At 46.0% G+C, this 20733-nt stretch carries 17 protein-coding genes; 14 read left to right on the forward strand and 3 right to left on the reverse strand.

Annotated features, from left to right (window positions below):
• Window positions 1-85 precede the first annotated feature (85 nt).
• The 6 genes from NSQ50_RS09140 (at window position 86) to pyk (ending at window position 8355) form a co-directional block, all read left to right on the forward strand.
• A complete protein-coding gene (locus NSQ50_RS09140; RefSeq protein ID WP_076224780.1) occupies window positions 86-3727 on the forward strand; it encodes a DNA polymerase III subunit alpha in 3642 nt (1213 codons plus the stop codon).
• A 74-nt stretch (window positions 3728-3801) separates the two neighbouring features.
• Window positions 3802-4302, forward strand: a complete 501-nt coding sequence (locus NSQ50_RS09145; protein WP_036678892.1) for a phosphatidylglycerophosphatase A family protein — start codon at window positions 3802-3804, stop codon at window positions 4300-4302.
• A 146-nt stretch (window positions 4303-4448) separates the two neighbouring features.
• The gene (locus NSQ50_RS09150; RefSeq protein WP_036678895.1) at window positions 4449-4637 is read left to right on the forward strand and encodes a hypothetical protein; all 189 of its coding nucleotides are present in this window, start codon (window positions 4449-4451) and stop codon (window positions 4635-4637) included.
• 72 nt (window positions 4638-4709) lie between these two features.
• Window positions 4710-5603 (forward strand): acetyl-CoA carboxylase, carboxyltransferase subunit beta, encoded by an 894-nt coding sequence (accD, locus tag NSQ50_RS09155; RefSeq protein WP_076124903.1) that lies wholly within the window; start codon window positions 4710-4712, stop codon window positions 5601-5603.
• Between the two features lies 1 nt (window position 5604).
• A complete protein-coding gene (locus NSQ50_RS09160) occupies window positions 5605-6606 on the forward strand; it encodes an acetyl-CoA carboxylase carboxyltransferase subunit alpha (protein WP_036678900.1) in 1002 nt (333 codons plus the stop codon).
• Between the two features lie 330 nt (window positions 6607-6936).
• On the forward strand, window positions 6937-8355 hold the full coding sequence (pyk, locus tag NSQ50_RS09165; RefSeq protein ID WP_036678902.1) for a pyruvate kinase: 1419 nt from the start codon (window positions 6937-6939) through the stop codon (window positions 8353-8355).
• A gap of 185 nt (window positions 8356-8540) precedes the next feature.
• On the opposite strand, the gene NSQ50_RS09170 is transcribed toward pyk, so the two are convergent.
• Window positions 8541-9242 (reverse strand): G1 family glutamic endopeptidase, encoded by a 702-nt coding sequence (locus tag NSQ50_RS09170; RefSeq protein WP_232061236.1) that lies wholly within the window; start codon window positions 9240-9242, stop codon window positions 8541-8543.
• A gap of 128 nt (window positions 9243-9370) precedes the next feature.
• Here NSQ50_RS09170 and NSQ50_RS09175 point away from each other — a divergent pair, with 128 nt between their 5' ends.
• From NSQ50_RS09175 to NSQ50_RS09185, 3 genes are read left to right on the forward strand one after another with little or no spacing between them, the layout of a single operon-like run.
• Window positions 9371-10555: an MFS transporter gene (locus tag NSQ50_RS09175; protein WP_036678905.1), complete on the forward strand. Its 1185-nt coding sequence runs from the start codon at window positions 9371-9373 to the stop codon at window positions 10553-10555.
• Between the two features lie 38 nt (window positions 10556-10593).
• Window positions 10594-11121 carry an acyl-CoA thioesterase gene (locus NSQ50_RS09180; RefSeq protein WP_036678907.1) on the forward strand — a complete coding sequence of 176 codons (528 nt, stop codon included), beginning with the start codon at window positions 10594-10596 and terminating at the stop codon, window positions 11119-11121.
• Window positions 11118-11516 (forward strand): FxsA family protein, encoded by a 399-nt coding sequence (locus NSQ50_RS09185; RefSeq protein WP_036678910.1) that lies wholly within the window; start codon window positions 11118-11120, stop codon window positions 11514-11516. The genes NSQ50_RS09180 and NSQ50_RS09185 overlap by 4 nt, the downstream gene beginning before the upstream one ends.
• Window positions 11517-11605: 89 nt before the next feature.
• Here the strand turns inward: NSQ50_RS09185 and ytvI are convergent, their stop codons facing one another.
• On the reverse strand, window positions 11606-12721 hold the full coding sequence (gene ytvI, locus NSQ50_RS09190) for a sporulation integral membrane protein YtvI (protein ID WP_036678913.1): 1116 nt from the start codon (window positions 12719-12721) through the stop codon (window positions 11606-11608).
• A 397-nt stretch (window positions 12722-13118) separates the two neighbouring features.
• Between ytvI and citZ the strand changes: the two genes are divergently transcribed.
• The 4 genes from citZ to NSQ50_RS09210 all read left to right on the forward strand — a co-directional run bounded on the left by citZ (window position 13119) and on the right by NSQ50_RS09210 (window position 17249).
• On the forward strand, window positions 13119-14231 hold the full coding sequence (gene citZ, locus NSQ50_RS09195; protein ID WP_036678915.1) for a citrate synthase: 1113 nt from the start codon (window positions 13119-13121) through the stop codon (window positions 14229-14231).
• Window positions 14232-14378: 147 nt separating this feature from the next.
• Window positions 14379-15674, forward strand: coding sequence for an NADP-dependent isocitrate dehydrogenase (gene icd / locus NSQ50_RS09200; RefSeq protein ID WP_036678918.1), 1296 nt, complete (start codon window positions 14379-14381; stop codon window positions 15672-15674).
• Window positions 15675-15751: 77 nt separating this feature from the next.
• On the forward strand, window positions 15752-16693 hold the full coding sequence (mdh, locus tag NSQ50_RS09205; protein WP_036678921.1) for a malate dehydrogenase: 942 nt from the start codon (window positions 15752-15754) through the stop codon (window positions 16691-16693).
• 127 nt (window positions 16694-16820) lie between these two features.
• Window positions 16821-17249 carry a hypothetical protein gene (locus NSQ50_RS09210; protein ID WP_036678923.1) on the forward strand — a complete coding sequence of 143 codons (429 nt, stop codon included), beginning with the start codon at window positions 16821-16823 and terminating at the stop codon, window positions 17247-17249.
• A 76-nt stretch (window positions 17250-17325) separates the two neighbouring features.
• On the opposite strand, the gene NSQ50_RS09215 is transcribed toward NSQ50_RS09210, so the two are convergent.
• Complete coding sequence (locus NSQ50_RS09215) at window positions 17326-18264, reverse strand: AraC family transcriptional regulator (RefSeq protein ID WP_036678926.1); 939 nt, start codon at window positions 18262-18264, stop codon at window positions 17326-17328.
• Between the two features lie 240 nt (window positions 18265-18504).
• On the opposite strand from NSQ50_RS09215, the gene NSQ50_RS09220 reads away from it, so the two are divergent.
• The gene (locus tag NSQ50_RS09220) at window positions 18505-20571 is read left to right on the forward strand and encodes a GDSL-type esterase/lipase family protein (RefSeq protein WP_340949364.1); all 2067 of its coding nucleotides are present in this window, start codon (window positions 18505-18507) and stop codon (window positions 20569-20571) included.
• Window positions 20572-20733 lie beyond the last annotated feature (162 nt).

Here is a 20733-nt window from a genome sequence, read left to right on the forward strand (position 1 = left end):
TCCATTGTATGGGCGGGTCCCCCTTTAATATGATAAAATAGTTTCATCTTATGTTTGATTTTTGCAGTAGAGAGGAAGTGGGGTTATGAGCCCTTTCGTGCATTTGCATGTGCACAGCGAATACAGTTTACTGGACGGGGCGGCGCGCATTACCGATCTCGTGCGCCGGGCCGGCGAATACGGCATGAAGTCGCTGGCGCTTACGGATCATGGAGTGATGTACGGGGCCATCCCCTTTTATAAAGCGTGTAAAGAGAATGGAATCAAGCCGATTATTGGCTGTGAAGCTTATTTAACCGCGGGTTCACGCCGTGAGCGGGGCAGTCGAAAAGATCAACCGATCTACCACTTGATTCTGCTCGTCAAGAATGAAACCGGCTACAAGAACCTGATGAAGCTGATCTCTATCGGCCATCTGGAAGGCCATCATTATAAACCCCGGATCGATATGGAAGTGTTGGCAGCTCATTCAGAGGGGATTATCTGCCTTAGTGCTTGTCTGGGCGGAGAAGTGCCGCAGCATCTGCTGCATGGTCGTGATGAGGAGGCGCGAAAGGCTGCGCTGCGATATAAGGCGATTTTTGGCGAAGATTTCTATCTGGAGCTCCAAGACCACGGGATCTCCGAGCAAAAGAGAGTGAATCCCAAGCTGATCGCCCTTGCCGGGGAATGTGAAATTCCACTTGTGGTGACGAATGATGTCCATTATTTGGCGAAGGAAGATGCTGAGGTTCAGGATGTGCTGATCTGCATCGGAACAGGCAAAACGGTGGATGATGAGGAACGTCTCAAGATCGGAACAGATCAGCTGTTTCTAAAAAGCAGCGAGCAAATGGCGGCATTGTTTCCGCATGTGCCGCAGGCTATCGCCAATACCTTATTGATCGCAGAAAAATGTAATTTGGAGCTTACCTTCGGCAATCATATTCTGCCTGCCTATTCTCCGCTCCCTGAAGGCATGGATTCCGCTGCTTATTTGCGTGAGCTGTGCTGGAAGGGGATGGAGGAACGATATATAGATACACCGCAATGGGCTACACCTGAGCAAAGAGAGACGGCTGAGAAGCGTCTCACCTATGAGCTGGGCGTTATCGAGAGTATGGGCTTCAGCGATTATTTTCTAATTGTGTGGGATTTTATTGCTTATTGTCATCGTCAGGGAATTGCTACGGGACCCGGACGGGGATCTTCCGCGGGTAGTCTCACCGCATACGCTTTGCGAATAACTGACGTGGACCCATTGAAATATAACTTGCTCTTTGAACGTTTTCTAAATCCAGAACGGATCACCATGCCGGATATTGATATCGATTTTAGCGATGAACGGCGTGATGAGGTTATTGGTTATGTAGTGGAGAAATACGGCAAAGAACATGTGGCGCAAATTATTACTTTCGGAACTATGGCTGCACGGGCTGCCGTTCGTGATGTAGGCAGGGTGCTGAACTTGCCTTATAACGAGGTAGACAAAGCTGCCAAGCTTATACCTGGTCAACTAGGGATCAGCCTTGCCAGGGCGCTGGAGAGTACACCAGATCTTAAAGCACTGTATGATAGCAATCCAAAGATTAAAGGGTTGCTGGATATGGCAATGAAGGTGGAGGGCATGCCCCGCCATGCTTCGACACATGCTGCTGGGGTTGTTATCTCGAAGGGTCCGTTGACCGATGCAGTCCCACTTCAGGAAGGTAATGAAAGTACGGCGTTAACCCAATACTCTATGGAGCATTTGGAGAGCGTCGGGCTGTTGAAAATGGATTTTCTGGGTTTGCGCACGTTGTCGATTATCGAACGCTGTATGAATTCGATTAAAGAAATGAGCGGAAGTGTTCCGGATTTCCGTGTCATCCCAGATCATGATCCAGCTACGTATGAAATGCTTGGGGCTGGTGAGACAACAGGGGTCTTCCAGCTGGAGTCGGCGGGCGTTAGACGAGTACTTAAAGATCTGAAGCCTAACGGCTTTGAAGATATTGTATCGGTTCTAGCGCTGTATCGTCCGGGTCCGATGGAATTTATCCCGAAATATATAGCAGGCAAACACGGTGAGATTGAAGTAGAGTATCCACATTCTGATTTGAAGGCTATTTTAGCGGACACCTATGGGATCATTGTGTATCAGGAACAGATCATGCAGATTGCTTCTCTGATGGCGGGCTTCTCGTTAGGAGAAGCGGATCTGCTCCGTCGAGCGGTCTCTAAGAAAAAACGTGAGACTCTGGATAAGGAACGGAGCCATTTTGTTCAAGGCAGCTTGCAGCAGGGGTATAATGAAACGGATGCGAATGCTGTTTATGATATGATCGTGCGCTTTGCCGATTACGGCTTCCCGCGTGCTCATGCCGCGGCTTACGGAGTGTTGGCTTTCCAGACAGCTTATCTCAAGGCACATTATCCGGTGCAGTTTATGGCGTCTATGTTGACCGCTGTAATGGGCACTCACCGCAAGGTAGCGGAGTATGTGCTGGACTGCCGCCGCACGGGCATCGGCGTGTTGCCGCCGGATGTGAACGAGAGCGGCGTATTGTTTACTCCGGTTCCAGGCGAAGGAACCGGAACGGGGCATATCCGCTTTGGACTCGCAGCCATTAAGAACGTCGGCACGCTGGCAGTGGAGAACATTATGGCAGTCCGCAAGGAGCGGCCGTTCGACAGTCTGCTAGATTTCTGTCGACGTGTGGACCTGCGGGTCTGCAATAAGCGGGTAGTGGAATCTTTGCTGCAGGCGGGAGCTTTTGACTGTCTGCCGGGTCACCGCGCCCAGCTGCTGGCTATGCTGGACGAGACGGTTGACGCTGCGCTGAAATGGCGCAAGGAGCGGGATGAACTGCAAATCCAACTGTTCGACGATTTGGTGGAGACACCGAACTGGGAAATCCGCTATCCGGATATCCCTAAGTTCACCATTGGCCAGCAGCTGGAGATGGAACGTGAGCTGCTGGGGTTATATCTTTCGGGCCATCCGCTTGATGATAGCGCGGAACTGCTTGAGGAGCCCGGCATGCAGCGGCTGATGGATCTTGGTGAAGCCGCGGATGAGAGCCAGACGGTTACGGCCGGAATGGTAGTATCCGTTAAGGAAATTACGACGAAGCAAGGAAAATCGATGGCCTTCGTCGAATGGGAAGATCAGATCGAGCGCTGCGAGGTCGTGCTCTTCCCTGAGGTGTGGAAGCGAAGCCGCAGCTTGATTGCCAAGGGCGCGCTGTTGGCCTTGCGCGCTAAGGTGCAGCAGGAAGACGAAGGCTTCAAGCTGCTGGCCGAGGAAGTGGCGCTGCTGTCTGCGGAGGCTCTCCGCGGGCTGTTGCAGCGCCGTAGTGCCGCCACGTCCCGCTCGTACAGCGCGGGACGCTCGGCCTCGGCAGGAGCGCCGCCACGCGGCGCAGCTCCTGCTTCCCGGACCAGCGGTGCCGCCACTGGTCCGGCTGCCAGGCCAGCAGGCGGCACAACGCCGCCTGCAACACCTGCACAGGCCGCGCCAACAACAGCGGCGACCTCAGGCCAGCGTGTCTTTATCAAGATCACGCCGGCCTCAGAGAATGCAGCATTGCTGTCGCGCCTGAAAGAGCTGCTGCAGAATCATCCCGGTCCAGCTGCGACGCTTCTGTTCTATGAACAGGATCAGAAGCTCCTAGCTCTTAGCGATAATTATCGAATTAAGCCGTCCGAGGAACTTTTCGCGGCGATCGAGGTTATGCTGGGTGCAGGTACGGTAAGAATAAAATAAGAACAATTCTCCCCTTTTCCGCATACATTAGGAAACCACAGGGCACATCCCTGTACGGAAAGGGGAGTCGCAGCATGTCCTATCAAATGGCAGTAGATCTGTTGGAACGCAGAGGTGTATCACTTTCCTCCATTGCTGAAATCGTATATATTTTACAATCGGTTTATTATCCTGGTTTAACCAAGGATGAATGTCTGTCCAGCGTCAAGTCTGTTTTGGGCAAAAGAGAAGTGCAGTATACTTTAATGACAGGTGTTGCTCTTGATGAATTAGCCGAGAAAAAACTGCTTCCGCAGCCGCTGCAGGCGGTAATGGAGGCTGATGAATCCCTCTACGGAGCGGACGAGACTCTGGCGCTTGGTATTACAGGGGTATATGGGATGATCGGACTGACAGGTTTTGGGTATTTGGACAAAATAAAGCTTGGAATCATTGGTGAACTGAACGATGATAAAGGTAGGATTCATGTATTCTTGGATGACCTTGTTGCCGGCATTGCTGCCGCCGCTTCCGCCAGAATTGCTCATCGGCATGAAGGGGCAAAAGTATATCCTTTAGGCACGGACAAGGAATAATTGAGCCCCTTTATTTCGTTTGAACAAGTTCCTCAGTCTTGCTTCCTATGCCCTACTCCTGTTGCGGGAAAAAAGAAAACTGTGTTATCATAATTCCATTATACGGGATACGGCTGGGAATTAAGATTGGGGAGGCCTTGCAGGGCATGTGGACGGTAATATATATCGCGCCGACCGCCAGAGTGGCGGATATGATTAAGAGTAAGCTGACAGAAGAAGGTTTTTTGGTAGAATGCCGTCCAATCAATATGTCCAAGCAGCAGTTTGAGATATTGGTTCCTTCAGGTGAGCTGGAGGAAGTACAGGAAGTCCTTAATCTTATTCTGCATCCCTGAGTTTCTTACAAGACAAAAGTCATGACAGCGGCAAGCTGCATAACGCAAATAAACGGCTGAAGAGGTGCGGGTGTGTTCAAAGATTTATTTCAGAAGAAACGGAAGTACGCGACTATTCCTTCAGAACGTCTGGAGCGGAGCGGCGGGCCTGCGGAAGGCGAACGCCCCAAACGTGAAATCCCTGAAGGATTAATGAGCAAATGTAATAAATGCGGAACGATCCAGTATAGTAAGGAATTAGAGAAGAACCTAAAGGTATGTCCTAATTGTGGTCACCACTTGCGCCTAAATGCTGTGGAGCGCATTGCAATGACATTAGACCCTGAGGGCTTTATTGAGTTTGACAGTGAAATGTATTCTATCGACCCGCTGAAATTTCCGGGTTACGCTTCCAAAGTGGAGCAACAGCAGCTGAAATCTGGACAAACTGAAGCCGTAATTACGGGTCAGGGTTCCATTGGTGGCCATCCAGTCATCGTAGCTGTGATGAATTTTGAATTTTTCTCAGGCAGTATGGGCTCTGTAGTAGGTGAGAAGATCACCCGTGCGATAGAAGAGGCCACAGAGCAACAGCTTCCACTCCTTATTTTCTCTACTTCAGGTGGAGCGAGAATGCAGGAGAGTATTCTTAGTCTAATGCAAATGGCGAAGACCAGCGCTGCGCTGGCTCGTTTTAACGAGGTTGGAGGTCTTTACATCTCGATAATTACGGATCCTACTACCGGTGGAGTATCTGCGAGTTTTGCCAGCCTTGGTGATATAATTATTGCAGAGCCTGGAGCGGTATTTGGTTTCGCAGGACGTATAGTCATTGAGCAGACCATTCGCCAGAAGCTTCCGGATGATTTCCAGACCGCTGAATTTAATCTTCAGCATGGGTTGCTTGACATGGTCGTGCACCGCAAAGAAATGCGCGCTACATTGACTAAAATTTTGGAGCTGCATGACGTGAAAGGGGGATTTTAGGTTGGCAGGAGAGTTGCCTTTTGAAATGCCTCTGGTAGAAATGCGCAAGAAGATTGCTGAACTGAAGCAGTTTGGCGAAGAGAAGGGTATTGATTTTACGGACGAGGTAGCTAGGCTGGAAGAACGATACCGTGTGCTGGAGGAAGAGATATATTCTAATATTTCTCCTTCGCAAAAAATGCATTTGGCTAGACATCAAGGACGTCCGACTTCCCTTGATCTTATGGGGCAGATCTTCACTGATTTTATTGAACTCCACGGTGATCGGATGTTTGGGGATGATCTTGCTATTGTAGGCGGCATCGGTAAACTAAATGGGTTGCCGGTTACAGTTATTGGCCAGCAGCGCGGTAAAGACACCAAAGAGAATATTTTACGATTCTTCGGCAGTGCACACCCTGAGGGCTTCCGTAAAGCGCTGCGTCTGATGCAGCAAGCGGACAAGTTCAAACGTCCCATTATTACCTTCGTGGATACGAAAGGTGCATACCCAGGCAACACAGCCGAGGAAAGAGGTCAATCCGAAGCGATTGCCCGTAATTTACGCGAGATGTCTCAGTTTGGTGTCCCTGTAATCTGTGTGGTCATCGGTGAAGGCGGAAGCGGTGGCGCCCTGGCATTGGCGGTTGGGAATAGAGTGCTCATGCTGGAACATGCCATTTATTCGGCGATATCTCCTAACGGAGCGGCCTCTATTCTGTGGAAGGATGCTTCGAAGGCTGATCAAGCGGCAGAGGCCATGAAGATAACGGCTGCTGATCTGCTTGAGATGGAAGTTATAGAAGAGATCGTACCAGAGCCTAAAGGCGGCGCTCATCGGGATTACGAAGCAACGGCAGCGGCGATTAAGGATGCATTATGGCGGCATCTGCAGGAGCTAACCCAGATGAACTCAGTGGAATTGAAGGATGATAGATACCGTAAATTCCGTAAAATTGGTGAGTTTGCAGAGGCTCAGCAGGAACAAATTTTTATTGAAGAAGAAGTGAAGTCAGAAGTGTAAAAGTGCAAAATCATTTGCACTTTAAGACATATAGCTATACTTAGTGGGTCTTTTGGATATAGTGTAAAATATACAATTTATTGGAATTAAAATAATCTCGATCCACTAACGGGATTATTTTAATTTTTTTTATGTTTACAGAAAATTCGACTTAAAGTTACACCCAAAAGTGCCTACAACATTGATTTTGTGTCTGGTTTGCAGTAATATTCATAAGGGCGTACTTAAAGGCACATGTGACAAAGTTCCTATTTTATTAGTTAGCCTTGTAGTAGATTTTGTAGTTGGAAAAAGTGAGACAGAGAGAACGAAAAAACGGAGGAAAACCTAATGCGGAAAAGTAAAATTGTATGTACGATCGGACCTGCGAGTGAATCGTTGGAGAATATCAAAAAATTGATTTTGGCTGGTATGAATGTGGCCCGTCTGAATTTCTCCCACGGCGATTTCGAAGAGCACGGTGCTCGGATCAATACGATCCGTCAAGCATCTAAGGAACTGAACAAAACAGTTGCTATCCTGCTCGATACTAAAGGACCGGAGATTCGCACAGGCAAGCTGGAAGTAGAACCGATTGAACTTGTTCAGGACGAGTACCTGACACTGACTACGGAAGAGATCCTTGGTACTCAAGATCGTATTTCCATCACGTACAGCGAACTTCCTAACGATGTTCAAGTAGGATCCATAATCCTTATTGATGACGGTCTGATTGGTTTGACAGTTGTCGACATTCAAGGTACAGAAATCAAGACCCGTATTGTAAACGGTGGTACGATTAAGAGCAAGAAGGGCGTTAACGTACCAGGAGTAAACATCTCCTTGCCGGGTATTACGGAAAAAGACACCAACGATATTCTTTTTGGTATCGAACAGGACATCGATTTTATCGCCGCTTCCTTCGTTCGCAAAGCTAGCGACGTTCAGGAAATTCGTGAGCTGCTTGAGAAAAACAACGCTTCTCACATCCAAATCATTTCCAAAATCGAAAACCAACAAGGTGTTGACAACCTTGATGAAATTTTAGAAGCTTCTGACGGCCTGATGGTTGCTCGTGGTGACCTTGGTGTTGAAATCCCAGCTGAAGATGTACCTTTGGCTCAAAAATTGATGATTCAAAAATGTAACGTTGCTGGTAAACCAGTTATCACAGCTACACAAATGTTGGATTCCATGCAACGCAACCCACGTCCTACTCGCGCTGAAGCAAGTGACGTAGCAAACGCTATTTTAGATGGTACAGATGCAATCATGCTTTCCGGAGAAACTGCTGCTGGTAAATATCCAGTAGAATCCGTACTTACAATGTCCCGCATTGCTGAGAAAGCGGAATCCGCTCTGAACCACCATGAAATCTTCATGAAACAACAAACTGCACAAGAAACTACAGTTACAGAAGCAATCAGCCAATCCGTTGCAATTTCTGCTTTGGATCTGAACGCTAAGGCTATCATTTCTTCGACTGTAACAGGTCATACTGCACGCGTTGTTTCCAAATACCGTCCTAAAGCACCAATCATTGCCGTTACAACACAAGAAAGAACTATGCGTCAATTGTCCCTCGTTTGGGGCGTAACGCCAGTGTTCGGACAAGTTGCATCTTCCACAGATGAGCTGCTGGAAACAGCAATCAAAGGTGGTAAGGATTCCGGTCTGGTTCAAACTGGTGACCTAGTTGTGATTACTGCAGGAATTCCACTTGGACGTTCTGGTTCCACTAACTTGGTAAAAGTAAGCACAATCGAGTAGTTCTCGATTGGCTTCACCTGTTTAGCAGGTTTCATAAAGCTTAATTAAAGGGTTGTCTCAACTGTAGTGAAAATCTACAAGCGAGGCAGCCCTTTTTTCGTGTTTATCAACATATTCGATTGAAGATTATGTTAAATCCATTTATGCTGTTAATAACAAATCTTGAATGATAGGTTCGAGTATTTTTATTTGGGGTATGTTCGTTTGACAGTAAAAGAATCCCCACGATGGTTTGGACAAGAAGGAACGGCGATAGTAGCGTTATTTTGCACCATGATTCCTCCCATATTGAGAGTGAGCCTCGGACTTTTGCCATTAATTCGACAGCAATAGAAGCAAGTAGGGGAGACACGCGCCAGCTTTGCAATTGAGCCGTCTACCTCGGGAGCCTCCATAATCCATTCACCAGAGGTTTGTGGTCCGGTATATCGCTGTAATGTTCGAAAAATCCAATTTCGGCTCAAATTGCGGAGCGTAATCGTCCATTTGTTGCGGCCTACCTTCGTGATGTTCGCTTTTATATGGTCTCCAGGGCTCACTGGAAGGGGAATTACCGTTTCGACATCAGGTAGGATTTCCCACCAAGCGTAATACCGGGCACGGCCATTTACGAATTCATGGCCTGTACCCGTTTGGATTAGGCTGCTGTTCTTGAAACCGTCAATACCAATCCAAGCAGAGGAATAGGAAGGCTTAGAGGTTGGTTTTACATATGGAACGATCCATTCGCCGGCAATGCGGTTAAAGGCCCCCTTTTTTCCAGTGATCGTATATCCGCTCCAGTTTGTTGAAGACCAGCCGAAGCCGGAGCTTTGAAATTTGTTCGTATTAGATTTGTCCTTTAGACATGGATGATTGACCCGAATAGAATTTTGTTTATCATTCAACTTGTCCACCGCCTTTATAGTACTGCTATATTAAATGCGGTGATTACATAGGAAGTACGGGTGTTCTGCTAAAATATAAGAGAGTGCAATGCTTGATTTAAGAAGCTGGAGAGGATTTGTAGCTTAACATGGAAAAATTATCGAAGCTGCGCGGCTTTTATCTGTTTTTAGGATTGGCCGGTGGTTCATTTGGCTCATATCTAACGCTGCTGCTTGTCCACAATGGACTTGATAGCGGGCAGATAGGTATACTAATGGCAACAGGCACGCTAATTGCGATCACGATTCAGCCAATATGGGGAATTGTTTCGGATCGGTATAATCAGACGCGTTTGGTACTAATCCTAAGTGTGGCGATACCGGCTTTATTAGCGGTCTTTTACCGTTCGGAATATTTTATTGTGTTACTGCTGGTGTATACCCTCTCAACAATCTTTTCCTCAACACAGGCGCCTATAGCCGATTCTTACGCGATTTCAGCGGCGAAGAGGGCTGGGGCTACTTATGGCAGCATAAGGCTTATGATGAGCATTGGAGCGGCTGTGGGAGCTTATTTAGGCGGATTGTATGTATCGTCCTTCTCTGTATCCACGATATGGCTGCCCTTTCTTATGTTTAATCTGATCGCGGTTCTAATTGCATTGACGCTGCCAAAGCAGGCAGAAGAGAATCATATGATGCGGCAATCGTTTTCTCAGGGGGTTAAAAAGCTGCTGGGGAATCGGGTGTTTCTAGCGTTTTTGGGTGGCAGTTTTCTTGTGAACCAAACGATGACTGCTTTTGGAACCTACTTCGTCATCGCGTTTCAGTCGGTTGGAGGTTCAACTCGTTATGCAGGAATTGCGCTTTTTCTCGCATCTGTAACGAACGTGCCCTCCATGCTGTTTGCTTCCAAGGTAATCAAAAAGCTGGGGCGCGAGCGGACGCTGCTCCTTGGCGCACTTATTTATGTCTTGCGGTGGGGCATTCAGGTGGCATTCCCTTATCCATCCGTAATGATTGGAGTGCAGGTACTGCATGGTCTGTCATTCGGGTTCTTTTATATTGCTGCCGTTGAATATGTATCTCAGATCACCTCTAACGAGATGCAGGCGACTGGGCAAAGTGTTTTTAATATGGTGTTCTCGGGTTTTGCCGGTGTTGTTGGCAATTTATTAAATGGATTCTTGCTCAATCAAGGCGGCGTAGAAGTGATGAACCTGTCTTGTATGTTGAGTTCAATTGCAGGAGCGATGCTGCTATTTTATGTCGCCAGAAGCTCCCGAAGCAAACTATCGACGACAAAGCTATCTTCAGACGGGGCCCGGGCCTAAAGCTCTCCCTGCTGCCTATGCGAAAGGAGTATTTATAAATGGAATTACAGCAAGACGGCTTGCGAAGCCGGTGGTATGAGTCTACCCTGCGTGTTCGATACCAGGAAAGTGATCAGATGGGCGTTGTGTATCATGCGAATTATTTGAACTGGTTTGAATCTGGCCGCACGGAGTTGTTACGTCAGCTTGGCTTTACTTATCGTGAGCTTGAGAATCAGGGAGTGCTCCTTCCTGTTACCTCAGCCGATTTGCAATTTAAAAGTCCGGCACGATATGATGATCTTATCTCCGTGTATGCGCGAATGACTACCTTTTCGGCGTTAAGAGTCGCATTTGAGTATCAGGTGCGGAGGCTCTCGGAAGCAGAAGGTAGGTATTTAGAGGGTTCAGCGGCTACTTTGGGACAATTGCGGTCGATGGACCTCCCCGGGGAACTGCTGGTTACCGGCTCGACAAATCATGTTTGGGTGAATCGAGAATGGAAGCCTGCCAGGCTGGATAGAGCCCTTCCGGAGCTGTTTCACGCGATTAAAGGAGCGCTGCGGGAAGAAAGGGGTTCTGTATGATTAGAAGCAAATGGTTGTGGGCTGCATTATTTATCATTCCTGCCGTGGAATTATTCGGCTTTATCTTCGTAGCAGATCAACTTGGAGCATTCAAAACGCTGCTGCTTATGTTGACGACCTCGGTTATCGGTTTATTGATGATGCGTTTCGAAGGGAATAAAGTGCTGCAAGACAGCAGAACACATATGCAGGAGGGACGCGTTCCTGGCCGGACGATGCTGGATGGCCTATGCATTTTTTTCGGTGGCTTACTGCTGATCTTACCTGGTTTCGTAACGGATATTGTAGGTTTCTCTTTGGTGTTTCCGTTGACTCGGCCTTTGTATCGTATATTTTTGCTGAAGTGGATTGAGAAAAAGATGAAAAACGGCACCTTCACCTTTTACCGCCGCTAGTCATAATCAAAACAAAAGCAGAGCGGGCCCCTGTCATTGATAGGAGCCCGCTCTGTTTTGCTATTCCAAGAATTGTAGGGTATTGTTTATTATCTTAGTCTTCCGCTGACAATATAGCTGTGTAACGCGTGAAATACACCTGCTCGGTTAAAGGCTACAAGGATAACTAGAATAACGGGACCGATGATCAGCCCAAGCATGCCGAACAGCTGCAAACCTGCAAACATACCGACCAGCATAGCAAGGGGATCAAGCCCAATGCTGCTGGCGAGTACTTTCGGCTCAAGCACTTGGCGGGTTATAAGGATAACGGCATATAGGATAGTAAGTCCGATCCCCAGTGCCAGATTGTCTGTCATGTAAGAGTATAACGCCCAAGGAATCATTACGATTCCAACCCCTAAATAAGGCAGCAGATCTACAAAACCAATCATTAAGCCAATAGCGAAAGCCGATTTTACACCCAAGAGCAGCAACCCGATCACGACAATGACCGCTGTAATGGAGATGAGGATTAGCTGAGCCCGGAGGTAGCCGAAGAGAGCTTTTCGCAGATCCCGCCAGATATCCGATACAGGCTTTAAGAATGGGGCTGGCAGCCAGCTTGTGAGTTTGGCATTATGTCTTTCCCAGCTAGTACTAATAAAAAAGGCAGCGAGAACGACCACGATAAGAATTGTACCCATACTGGGTAGAGCAGAGATCAGCTTTAAGATCACGTTAAAAAATCCGGTCACCACTTGCGTAACTGCGTAACCAACTGTTTCCGTTGTTCTGCTGATATTGCTGTCAATGGTGGCGTGATAGTCAGGATTGTCGCGGTAGAACTGATTTATCTGGTTAATGATATTCTGTATGCTTGCATTCTGGCTCAAGGACAGCAGCAGCTCTCTCCATTGGTCCGTATGAAGATTAAAGGTCTGCAGCAGCACGATCAATTCTTTCACTAGCCTTGTAATCATCGCGGTCAGTACTAGCGCGGTTCCGCCTATGTAAAATAGCAGCGAGAGCGACACGGCCAGCCACGCTGGGAGCTTAAGACCTTTAAGAATCAACACTAGTGGATGCATGATATAAGCGAGCAACCAAGCGAGCAGGAGGGGGTATAACAGCGGAAGCAATAAATAGATTGCCAGCAGGAGGATAGAGGTAGCCAGAACGACCCACAGGCCGCGCAGCAGTCTTTTTAATGCTAATCGGTCCATACGAAGATCTACACCTCCTTCATTCCTGCGGATGCAGGGGAATAAAAGCTCGTCTTCATATATATTCATAGAACCTATTTAAAGACTAGGAAACGGGATAAATATTGGGCTGAACCGGATGCTATAAACTAAAATCTCAACTGTGAATCAAGGGTTTAGAAGTTTTTTTCTATCTCTGTGATAAAATCATTTGATGCGCTGCAAAGCTTCCACATTGTTCACATAACCGACAAAATCCAGTATGATGAATAAAGATTCGATTACGAAAGTCAGACAACATCCTCGCCGGATATGTCCTTGAACTGCACTCATTAGATTTTTCAATGCTTTAAATTGGAAATGTTTTCATGAAACCGAGAATGCTTTTTATACCTTGTTGGCAAAGGAGAGATATGCTATGACAGCTACCAAAGGCTTGGAAGGTATCGTTGCAACAACTTCATCCATTAGCTCTATTGTGGATGGGGTACTCACTTACCGTGGTTATGATATTGATGATCTCGCAGAAAATGCTACCTTCGAAGAAACCGCTTATTTATTGTGGTTTGGCAGTCTACCAACAACACCAGAGCTGGAAGCGCTCAAACGGGATTTCAGTGCTTTCGCACGGATTCCTGAGCCAGTCATCGAGCAAATGAAGCTCTATCCAAAAGACACCAACACCATGGCAGCATTGCGGACTGCTGTATCAAGCCTTGCTCTCTATGATGAAGCGGCTGACGATATGAGTAGAGAAGCTAACGAGATTAAAGCAGTAAAACTACAGGCACAGCTCCCGACGGTTGTGGCAGCCCTATCGCGTATTCGCAAAGGTCTGGAACCTGTGGCTCCTAAAGAAGGCGTCTCGATTGCCGAGAACTTCCTGTATATGCTATGGGGAAAAGAGCCTGACAGTGTATCTGTTAAAGCGCTTGACACCGCACTTGTGCTTCATGCGGACCATGAGCTGAATGCTTCAACTTTTGCAGGCCGGGTTACGGTTGCAACCTTGTCCGATATTTATTCCGGCGTAACCTCCGCTATCGGCGCACTTAAGGGTCCGCTTCACGGTGGGGCGAATGAAGCCGTTATGAAGATGCTTGAAGAGATCGGAAGTTTGGAAGCGGTTGAACCTTATATTCGTAAGAAGCTGGATAACCGTGAGAAGATCATGGGCTTCGGCCATAGAGTATACAAAAATGGTGATCCACGTGCTAAACATCTGATGAAAATGTCACTTGAACTTGGCACAATGAAGAATGATACTACGCTGTATGATATGTCCGTAAATATCGAGGAATTGATTACCGGACAAAAGGGACTTAAACCGAATGTTGATTTCTATTCGGCATCAGTTTATACACAGTTGGGTATTGAACGTGAGCTGTTCACTCCTATCTTTGCAATTAGCCGGACTTCAGGCTGGACTGCACATATTCTGGAGCAATATACAGATAACCGTATTATTCGGCCACGTGCAGAATACACAGGTATGATTGAACAGAAATACGTTCCAGTAGACGAAAGATAGAAGGGCAGCCTTGCAGGCTGCTCCTAAAGTTTAGTAGAATGAACCCTAGAATATATGCAATAATGCATATTCATACGTAGAGAGTTTTGTTCGAGGCTTGTCCATGAGAAATTAAATCCCACAAAACTTTAGGAGGAATACACTCAAATGTTGAAACTAGAAAAATTCGATCTGCCAACAGAAGGCGAACAAATCACAATTAAAGATGGTAAACTGCAGGTTCCTAATCATCCAATCATTCCTTTTATCGAGGGTGACGGCACAGGCCGTGATATTTGGAAGGCTTCCAAACGCGTACTTGATGCAGCAGTAACTAAAGCTTATGGTGGCACAAAACAAATCGCTTGGTACGAAGTTTTTGCTGGCGAAAAAGCCTTCAATACATATGGCGAATGGCTGCCAAATGATACTTTGGAGGCAATCCGTGAATACTTTGTAGCTATTAAAGGCCCACTTACGACTCCAATCGGAGGCGGTATTCGTTCATTGAACGTAGCTTTGCGTCAAGAGTTGGATTTGTACGTATGTCTGCGTCCAGTTCGTTATTTCGAAGGGGTTCCTTCTCCTGTTAAACGTCCTGAGCTGGTGGATATGGTTATTTTCCGTGAGAATACGGAGGATATTTATGCAGGGATTGAATATCAAGAAGGTTCTGCTGAAGTGAAGAAAGTCATCGAATTCCTGCAAAAAGAGATGGGAGTTAACAAAATCCGTTTCCCTGAAACTTCTGGTATTGGTATCAAACCAGTATCCTCCGAAGGTTCGAAACGTTTAGTGCGCGCTGCTATTGAATATGCGATCAAACACGGACGCAAGAGCGTAACGCTTGTGCACAAAGGAAACATCATGAAGTTCACTGAAGGTGCCTTCAAAAACTGGGGTTATGAAGTTGCTGAGCAAGAGTTCGGAGATAAGGTCTTCACTTGGAATCAATACGATGTGATTAAAGAACGTGAAGGTGAAGCTGCTGCCAATGCTGCTCAGAAGGATGCTGAAGCTGCGGGTAAAATTATCATCAAGGATGCCATTGCGGATATCGCATTGCAACAAGTTCTGACTCGTCCGACTGATTTTGATGTTATTGCTACCTTGAACCTGAACGGGGATTACCTGTCTGACGCGCTTGCTGCGCAAATCGGCGGTATCGGTATCGCTCCTGGAGCGAACATTAACTATATTTCTGGACATGCGATTTTTGAAGCCACTCATGGCACCGCACCTAAATATGCAGACAAAGATGTTGTGAACCCTGGTTCCGTGATTCTGTCCGGCGTAATGTTGCTGGAGCATCTGGGTTGGCAGGAAGCAGCAGATCTGATTTATAAAGGTATGGAAACAGCTATTAATAACAAGACCGTGACTTATGACTTTGCCCGCCTGATGGAAGGCGCAACTGAACTGAAATGCTCTGCATTTGCCGACGAGATTATTAATCACCTCTAAGGGCTGGCTCAACCAACTGAATATATTGAAGTTTAGCTAATACAAGCTATACCGACACCGTTCTAGGAGGAGAATCCTTGGCAATCAAACGTTATAAAATTACAGTTGTAGGTGCCGGTTTTACTGGTGCTACTACAGCTCTTATGCTTGCTCAAAAGGAGCTTGGTGACGTTGTGCTGCTTGATATCCCACAAATGGAGAACACAACCAAGGGAAAGGCACTAGATATGCTGGAAGCAGGTCCTGTACAGAAATTTGACAGTCAAATTACAGGAACCTCAAGCTATGAAGATGCTGCGGATTCAGATATTGTAATCATCACTGCAGGGATTGCCCGTAAACCTGGAATGAGTCGCGATGATCTCGTGAACACCAATGCAGGTATTGTGAAGTCGGTATGCGAGAACATAAAACGTGTAGCACCAGATTCCATCGTAATCATTCTGAGCAATCCAGTTGACGCTATGACCTATGCGGCATTTAATGCGCTGGGTTTTCCGAAGAGTCGCGTAATTGGACAATCCGGAGTGCTGGATACAGCCCGTTATAACACGTTTATTGCACAAGAGCTGAATGTATCTGTTGAAGATGTACGTGGTTTCGTATTAGGCGGACACGGCGATGATATGGTACCGCTCGTAAGGTATTCCAGTGTCGGTGGCATTCCAATTGATACATTGATATCTGCGGAGCGTATTGATGAGATTGTGCAACGTACACGTGTGGGTGGCGGAGAGATTGTTAACCTCTTAGGAAATGGTAGTGCTTATTATGCACCAGCGGCTTCTTTAGTTCAGATGGCGGAAGCTATCTTGAAGGACAAAAAACGGATCATTCCGGTTATCGCTTTGCTCGAAGGAGAATATGGCTACGATAACCTGTTCATGGGTGTTCCGGCGTTACTTGGTGCCAATGGTATCGAGAAGATTTTTGAACTGGAGCTTACAGCTGAGGAAAAAGCGGCTTTAGATAAGTCTGCTGAATCCGTGCGTAGCGTAACAGCTGTGCTAACTGTATAGATTGTGACAGAGGTATGAAGAAACCCCCATTTTGTTCACTTAAAATGGGGGTTTCCTTTTCTTCTCAAGCAATAATGGGTATAATTAAATGTAACTATTATCACAGTTAAAATGGAGGAGATATGTTATGGATTGGAACGTGTTGTTTTTCTTACATATGATCGGAACCTTGGCACTTGGCTTCTACCTTGTGCTACCCTTCATCCTAGGACGTGCAGAGAAACTGTCGTCTGGGGCTAAAGAAGGAACGTTAAGTGCAGTAACCGGATTTAATCGTTTTGCGCAGTATGGATTGGTGATCCAACTCCTTACAGGCGGTTACATGATGACCAAAGGCGATTATTCAGTAGCGTGGATGATTATTGTTGTTGTGTTACTGCTAGCGATGTTTGCGCTTGGCGGTATTATGAGCAAGCCTTTGCGTCTTGCGGCAGCTGGAATTCGTGAGAACCGCGACGTTAGCGCAGAGACTGGCAAATTGCGCACACTTAGTGCACTGCTTACGGTGTCATTGCTATTGATGGTATTCTTTATGGTGTTTAACGACATAGTTTAATTTACAGCGAATTATACCCGCCTCCTTAATGGAGAGCGGGTTTTTCGTATGTTCCGGTAATTTATCTTCATAAACGTTAATCCCTGATAGGATCCGTATAAGACTTCGGCCGGTAATTTAACGGAGAAACACCCGTCCATCGCTTGAATTGTCGGCTGAAGTGGCTCTGGGAAGCAAACCCGAGTTGTTCAGAAATCATCTGTATTTTTAAATCGGTATGAAGCAGTAAATGTTTTGACTTCTTTAATCTTAGGTTAGTTATGTACTGCCTAGGAGATATCTTATACACCTTTGTAAACAACTTATGGCACTGCACCCGACTTAAGCAAAGCTGCTCAGCAATCAAATTAACCGTGAGCTCCGGTAAATGAATATTGGCTGCAATATATTTTTCGATCTGATGAGCAGTTTCCACCTCGTACAAAGAGTTTGCTTGTCTCGCTGTGTTGGAATTCTCTGAATTCGAGAGCTGTACATCAATGAGTTCAGTCAAAATCATCAGGATGATCGCTTGCAGACGAAGCCTTTCTTTTACAAGGATCATTTCTTCAATTTCCTCGGGAAATCCAGTGGATGCCGTCGTGGCAAGAATATTATTCTTAATAAATTCATCCAAATGTTCCAACTGGTGATTTAATCCTGAACGCTGCATTTGCTGGTTATTCCATTTCTGTACAGCCAGAGACTGAAACCATTCACGAAACTTTAAATCGTCAATATCGAAATGAAAGGAGAGGTAGATATAGTTGCTCAGGCCAGAATTAACTACATAATGACGTAAGCCAGGCGGAATAATTAACCAATCTCCTTTACCAAAGGCAATGGAGCTTCCTTCTACATATTGATGGGAGTTGCCGTCGTAGCAATACAATAGTTCGAAGATTTTGTGATGATGATCAGGGTATGCCCACCCAGGTTCTGCTACACGATAATGAACACCGATCAGCTGCAGTGTACTTATAATGTTCGGAAAGCTGACTTTGTAAGCGATAGGAGTTCTCCTCCTTAGGATCAATAGGGATGTTCTTAATTATATCAAGGATACCTATACATATGACCGTTTTGCAGTGTGAGCCGTTGATCAATTCCAAGTTTTACGTTACAAAAGGTCAAAAAAAAGAATGAAATCATCATTTGAATCACTTTAGAGAAAAGGGATAATGGAGGAACCTAGGTAAGTACTTCGAGAAACGGAAGGAAGTGTAATGAAGTGAGAAAGCTGTGTAGGGATATACTAATCTTATCTTCTTTACTTATGGCTTCATTGACTCTTACTCACGGTATAACAGAGGCAGCCCTTATTAAAGATGGGGTAGAGGGGCAACCTCCAATCCGAATTGCAAACGCATACAAGCTCAATTTTACAAACCAAGTTAAAACAGGGTATCAATCCGTTAGGTATGATCCTAATCGCGGTGCGCAATTGTATGACTCATCATTAGGTTATGGTTTTGTCCAAGAGACCAACGCTTTACCCGCTAGAGAAGTGCATACCGATTCAATTACATCCGATGGAACAGGTTTTTTCATCACAGAATCTTATTTTTTTGCTGAACCTAAATCTGAAAAGGATAATTATAATAACTACGGCATGGCGTTTCGAATGGATGCTTCTCCTGGAACCTACAACGTATATGTAAAAACGACTTCTGACGCAGAGGATGGGATCGTGTCAGTATCAGGGATGCAGACCAGCCGCTTGTTGAAAAGTGGACATTGGGACGCGGCAAAGCTTGTACCCGTCAAGCATACGGCTGTAGCCAAAGGGAAAGAGTGGACTTATACGTATGTAAACGGCCGTGACCATATAGATATTGAGATTGAACCGAACAAAGTGAACACAGCTGTAGGGATTGAGGAGATCATACTGGAACCGATTTTGCCACAGCATAGAGCAGCTGGAGCTCTTCCGAATTTATTTATACTTGGAGATTCCACGGTCAAGTCCTACACCTTCGACGAAGCGCCAATGAGTGGTTGGGGCCAGATTATTGGCAGTATGTTTAATCAACATAAAGTGAGTGTAACTAACTATTCCATGGGAGGACGCTCGTTTAAAAATGCCTATACAGAAGGTCGACTTAACGACATTTTACTGAGTGGCAGCATTGGGGATTATGTGTTTATTCAATTCGGACACAATGATGAGAGTGCAGATGAGTTCAGACGTTACGGCAGAGGTTCGACTGAGGCAATGTATGAAAACTACCTTAAAGAAGTTTATCTCCCTGCGATCCATGCCCGGGGCATGATACCAGTACTGGTAACGCCAATGTCCAGAATTAAAGGGAATGCAAGTCCGGGATATATCTATGAGAATTCTTTTAAATCAAGAAAGTTTGTAGATATTCTTAAACGGGTTGCAGATGAATCTGGAGTTACACTTATTGACCTTAACTCGGAAAGTCTGAAATATTATAACGAGATCGGAGGAGAAGCGATAACAGCCCTCTTCATGTCAATTGAAGCCGGAGAAACGCCAGGCAAAACAAATGACGGAAGTTACGCTAACGGGCATCCTTCAAAGAAAATCGATGGGACTCATTTTAAAGAAGCGCTCGCCAAACAATTTTCGCGGATGATTGTTACGGAGCTTGTAGAGAAAGGTGCTACTGGCGATTCTACTGCTGCTTCCATTACTGCTTATCTTAAAGGGAACGTTAAGCATGCGGCACTAACAGGCAACTGGGATAAGGTTTTTCCGGAAATAACTAATGATACGACGACCGGGGAAGCTGCTTATTACCGCAATCAAATTGAAAAATTAATCCAGCTGGGAGTAATGGGCAAAGACCGTCAAGGGAATTTTAAGCCAGATACGGAGATGACAGTTGCTGAATTCACACGCAGTATTTCTAAGTTAATGAAAGTGGAAAGATCAGATCTTGCCTATTATCCGAAAGGTAAGCTGTCAGGTGAAACGATGGGTGCTATTCTCTACGATGTTTACCAAGTAAAGTTTGCTAATAAACCTAAGTACATGACTGATTATAACGGCACAGCAGTAGTGCCAGGAGATCCTGGTTATGATTTCAATCTGGATCCAGGAGCTAGAGGAGCGATGTACTATCCACTTGTATCCTGGCAGCAGCTGGTTGATACAGCGGACATTTCTCCCTTTTTAATTTCAAAAGTGAAAAGTGCTTATGAATTAGGGCTTATTAGATCTGAAGTGGGGATTGCTAGAGGTCAAATGGTCAATGGGACAGAACTAGAACCTAAAGCCATAGTGACCCGGGAGAAAGCAGCTAAGGCTCTTTATTTTATGTGGGTACTGGAACATGAAGTGAATGCAGAAAATCATGTTTCTTCTTTGAAATAGTTAGGGTGAACAATTCAAGGCACAGCAGCGGTGCTGTGCCTTTTTGTATGCAGTGAAGTCCTCTCCACTTACAGCAGTTTACATCCACGGTTGTTTATTTCTACTTGCATTGTGGTAAGTAAGATTCGTAAAGCGATTTAAGAAAATGACAAACCCAGCGTA

This window comes from Paenibacillus sp. FSL R10-2788 (assembly GCF_038003885.1).
In the GTDB taxonomy this organism is placed as follows: Bacteria; Bacillota; Bacilli; order Paenibacillales; family Paenibacillaceae; genus Paenibacillus_AQ; species Paenibacillus_AQ odorifer.

Excerpts from the sequence above, each read along its gene's own strand:
- NSQ50_RS09140 (WP_076224780.1), top strand. The coding sequence starts at position 86 with ATGAGCCCTTTCGTGCATTTGCATGTGCACAGCGAATACAGTTTACTG.
- NSQ50_RS09145 (WP_036678892.1), top strand. The coding sequence starts at position 3,802 with ATGTCCTATCAAATGGCAGTAGATCTGTTGGAACGCAGAGGTGTATCA.
- NSQ50_RS09150 (WP_036678895.1), top strand. The coding sequence starts at position 4,449 with ATGTGGACGGTAATATATATCGCGCCGACCGCCAGAGTGGCGGATATG.
- pyk (WP_036678902.1), top strand. The coding sequence starts at position 6,937 with ATGCGGAAAAGTAAAATTGTATGTACGATCGGACCTGCGAGTGAATCG.
- NSQ50_RS09175 (WP_036678905.1), top strand. The coding sequence starts at position 9,371 with ATGGAAAAATTATCGAAGCTGCGCGGCTTTTATCTGTTTTTAGGATTG.
- NSQ50_RS09180 (WP_036678907.1), top strand. The coding sequence starts at position 10,594 with ATGGAATTACAGCAAGACGGCTTGCGAAGCCGGTGGTATGAGTCTACC.
- NSQ50_RS09185 (WP_036678910.1), top strand. The coding sequence starts at position 11,118 with ATGATTAGAAGCAAATGGTTGTGGGCTGCATTATTTATCATTCCTGCC.
- ytvI (WP_036678913.1), bottom strand. The coding sequence starts at position 12,721 with ATGGACCGATTAGCATTAAAAAGACTGCTGCGCGGCCTGTGGGTCGTT.
- citZ (WP_036678915.1), top strand. The coding sequence starts at position 13,119 with ATGACAGCTACCAAAGGCTTGGAAGGTATCGTTGCAACAACTTCATCC.
- icd (WP_036678918.1), top strand. The coding sequence starts at position 14,379 with ATGTTGAAACTAGAAAAATTCGATCTGCCAACAGAAGGCGAACAAATC.
- NSQ50_RS09210 (WP_036678923.1), top strand. The coding sequence starts at position 16,821 with ATGGATTGGAACGTGTTGTTTTTCTTACATATGATCGGAACCTTGGCA.
- NSQ50_RS09220 (WP_340949364.1), top strand. The coding sequence starts at position 18,505 with ATGGCTTCATTGACTCTTACTCACGGTATAACAGAGGCAGCCCTTATT.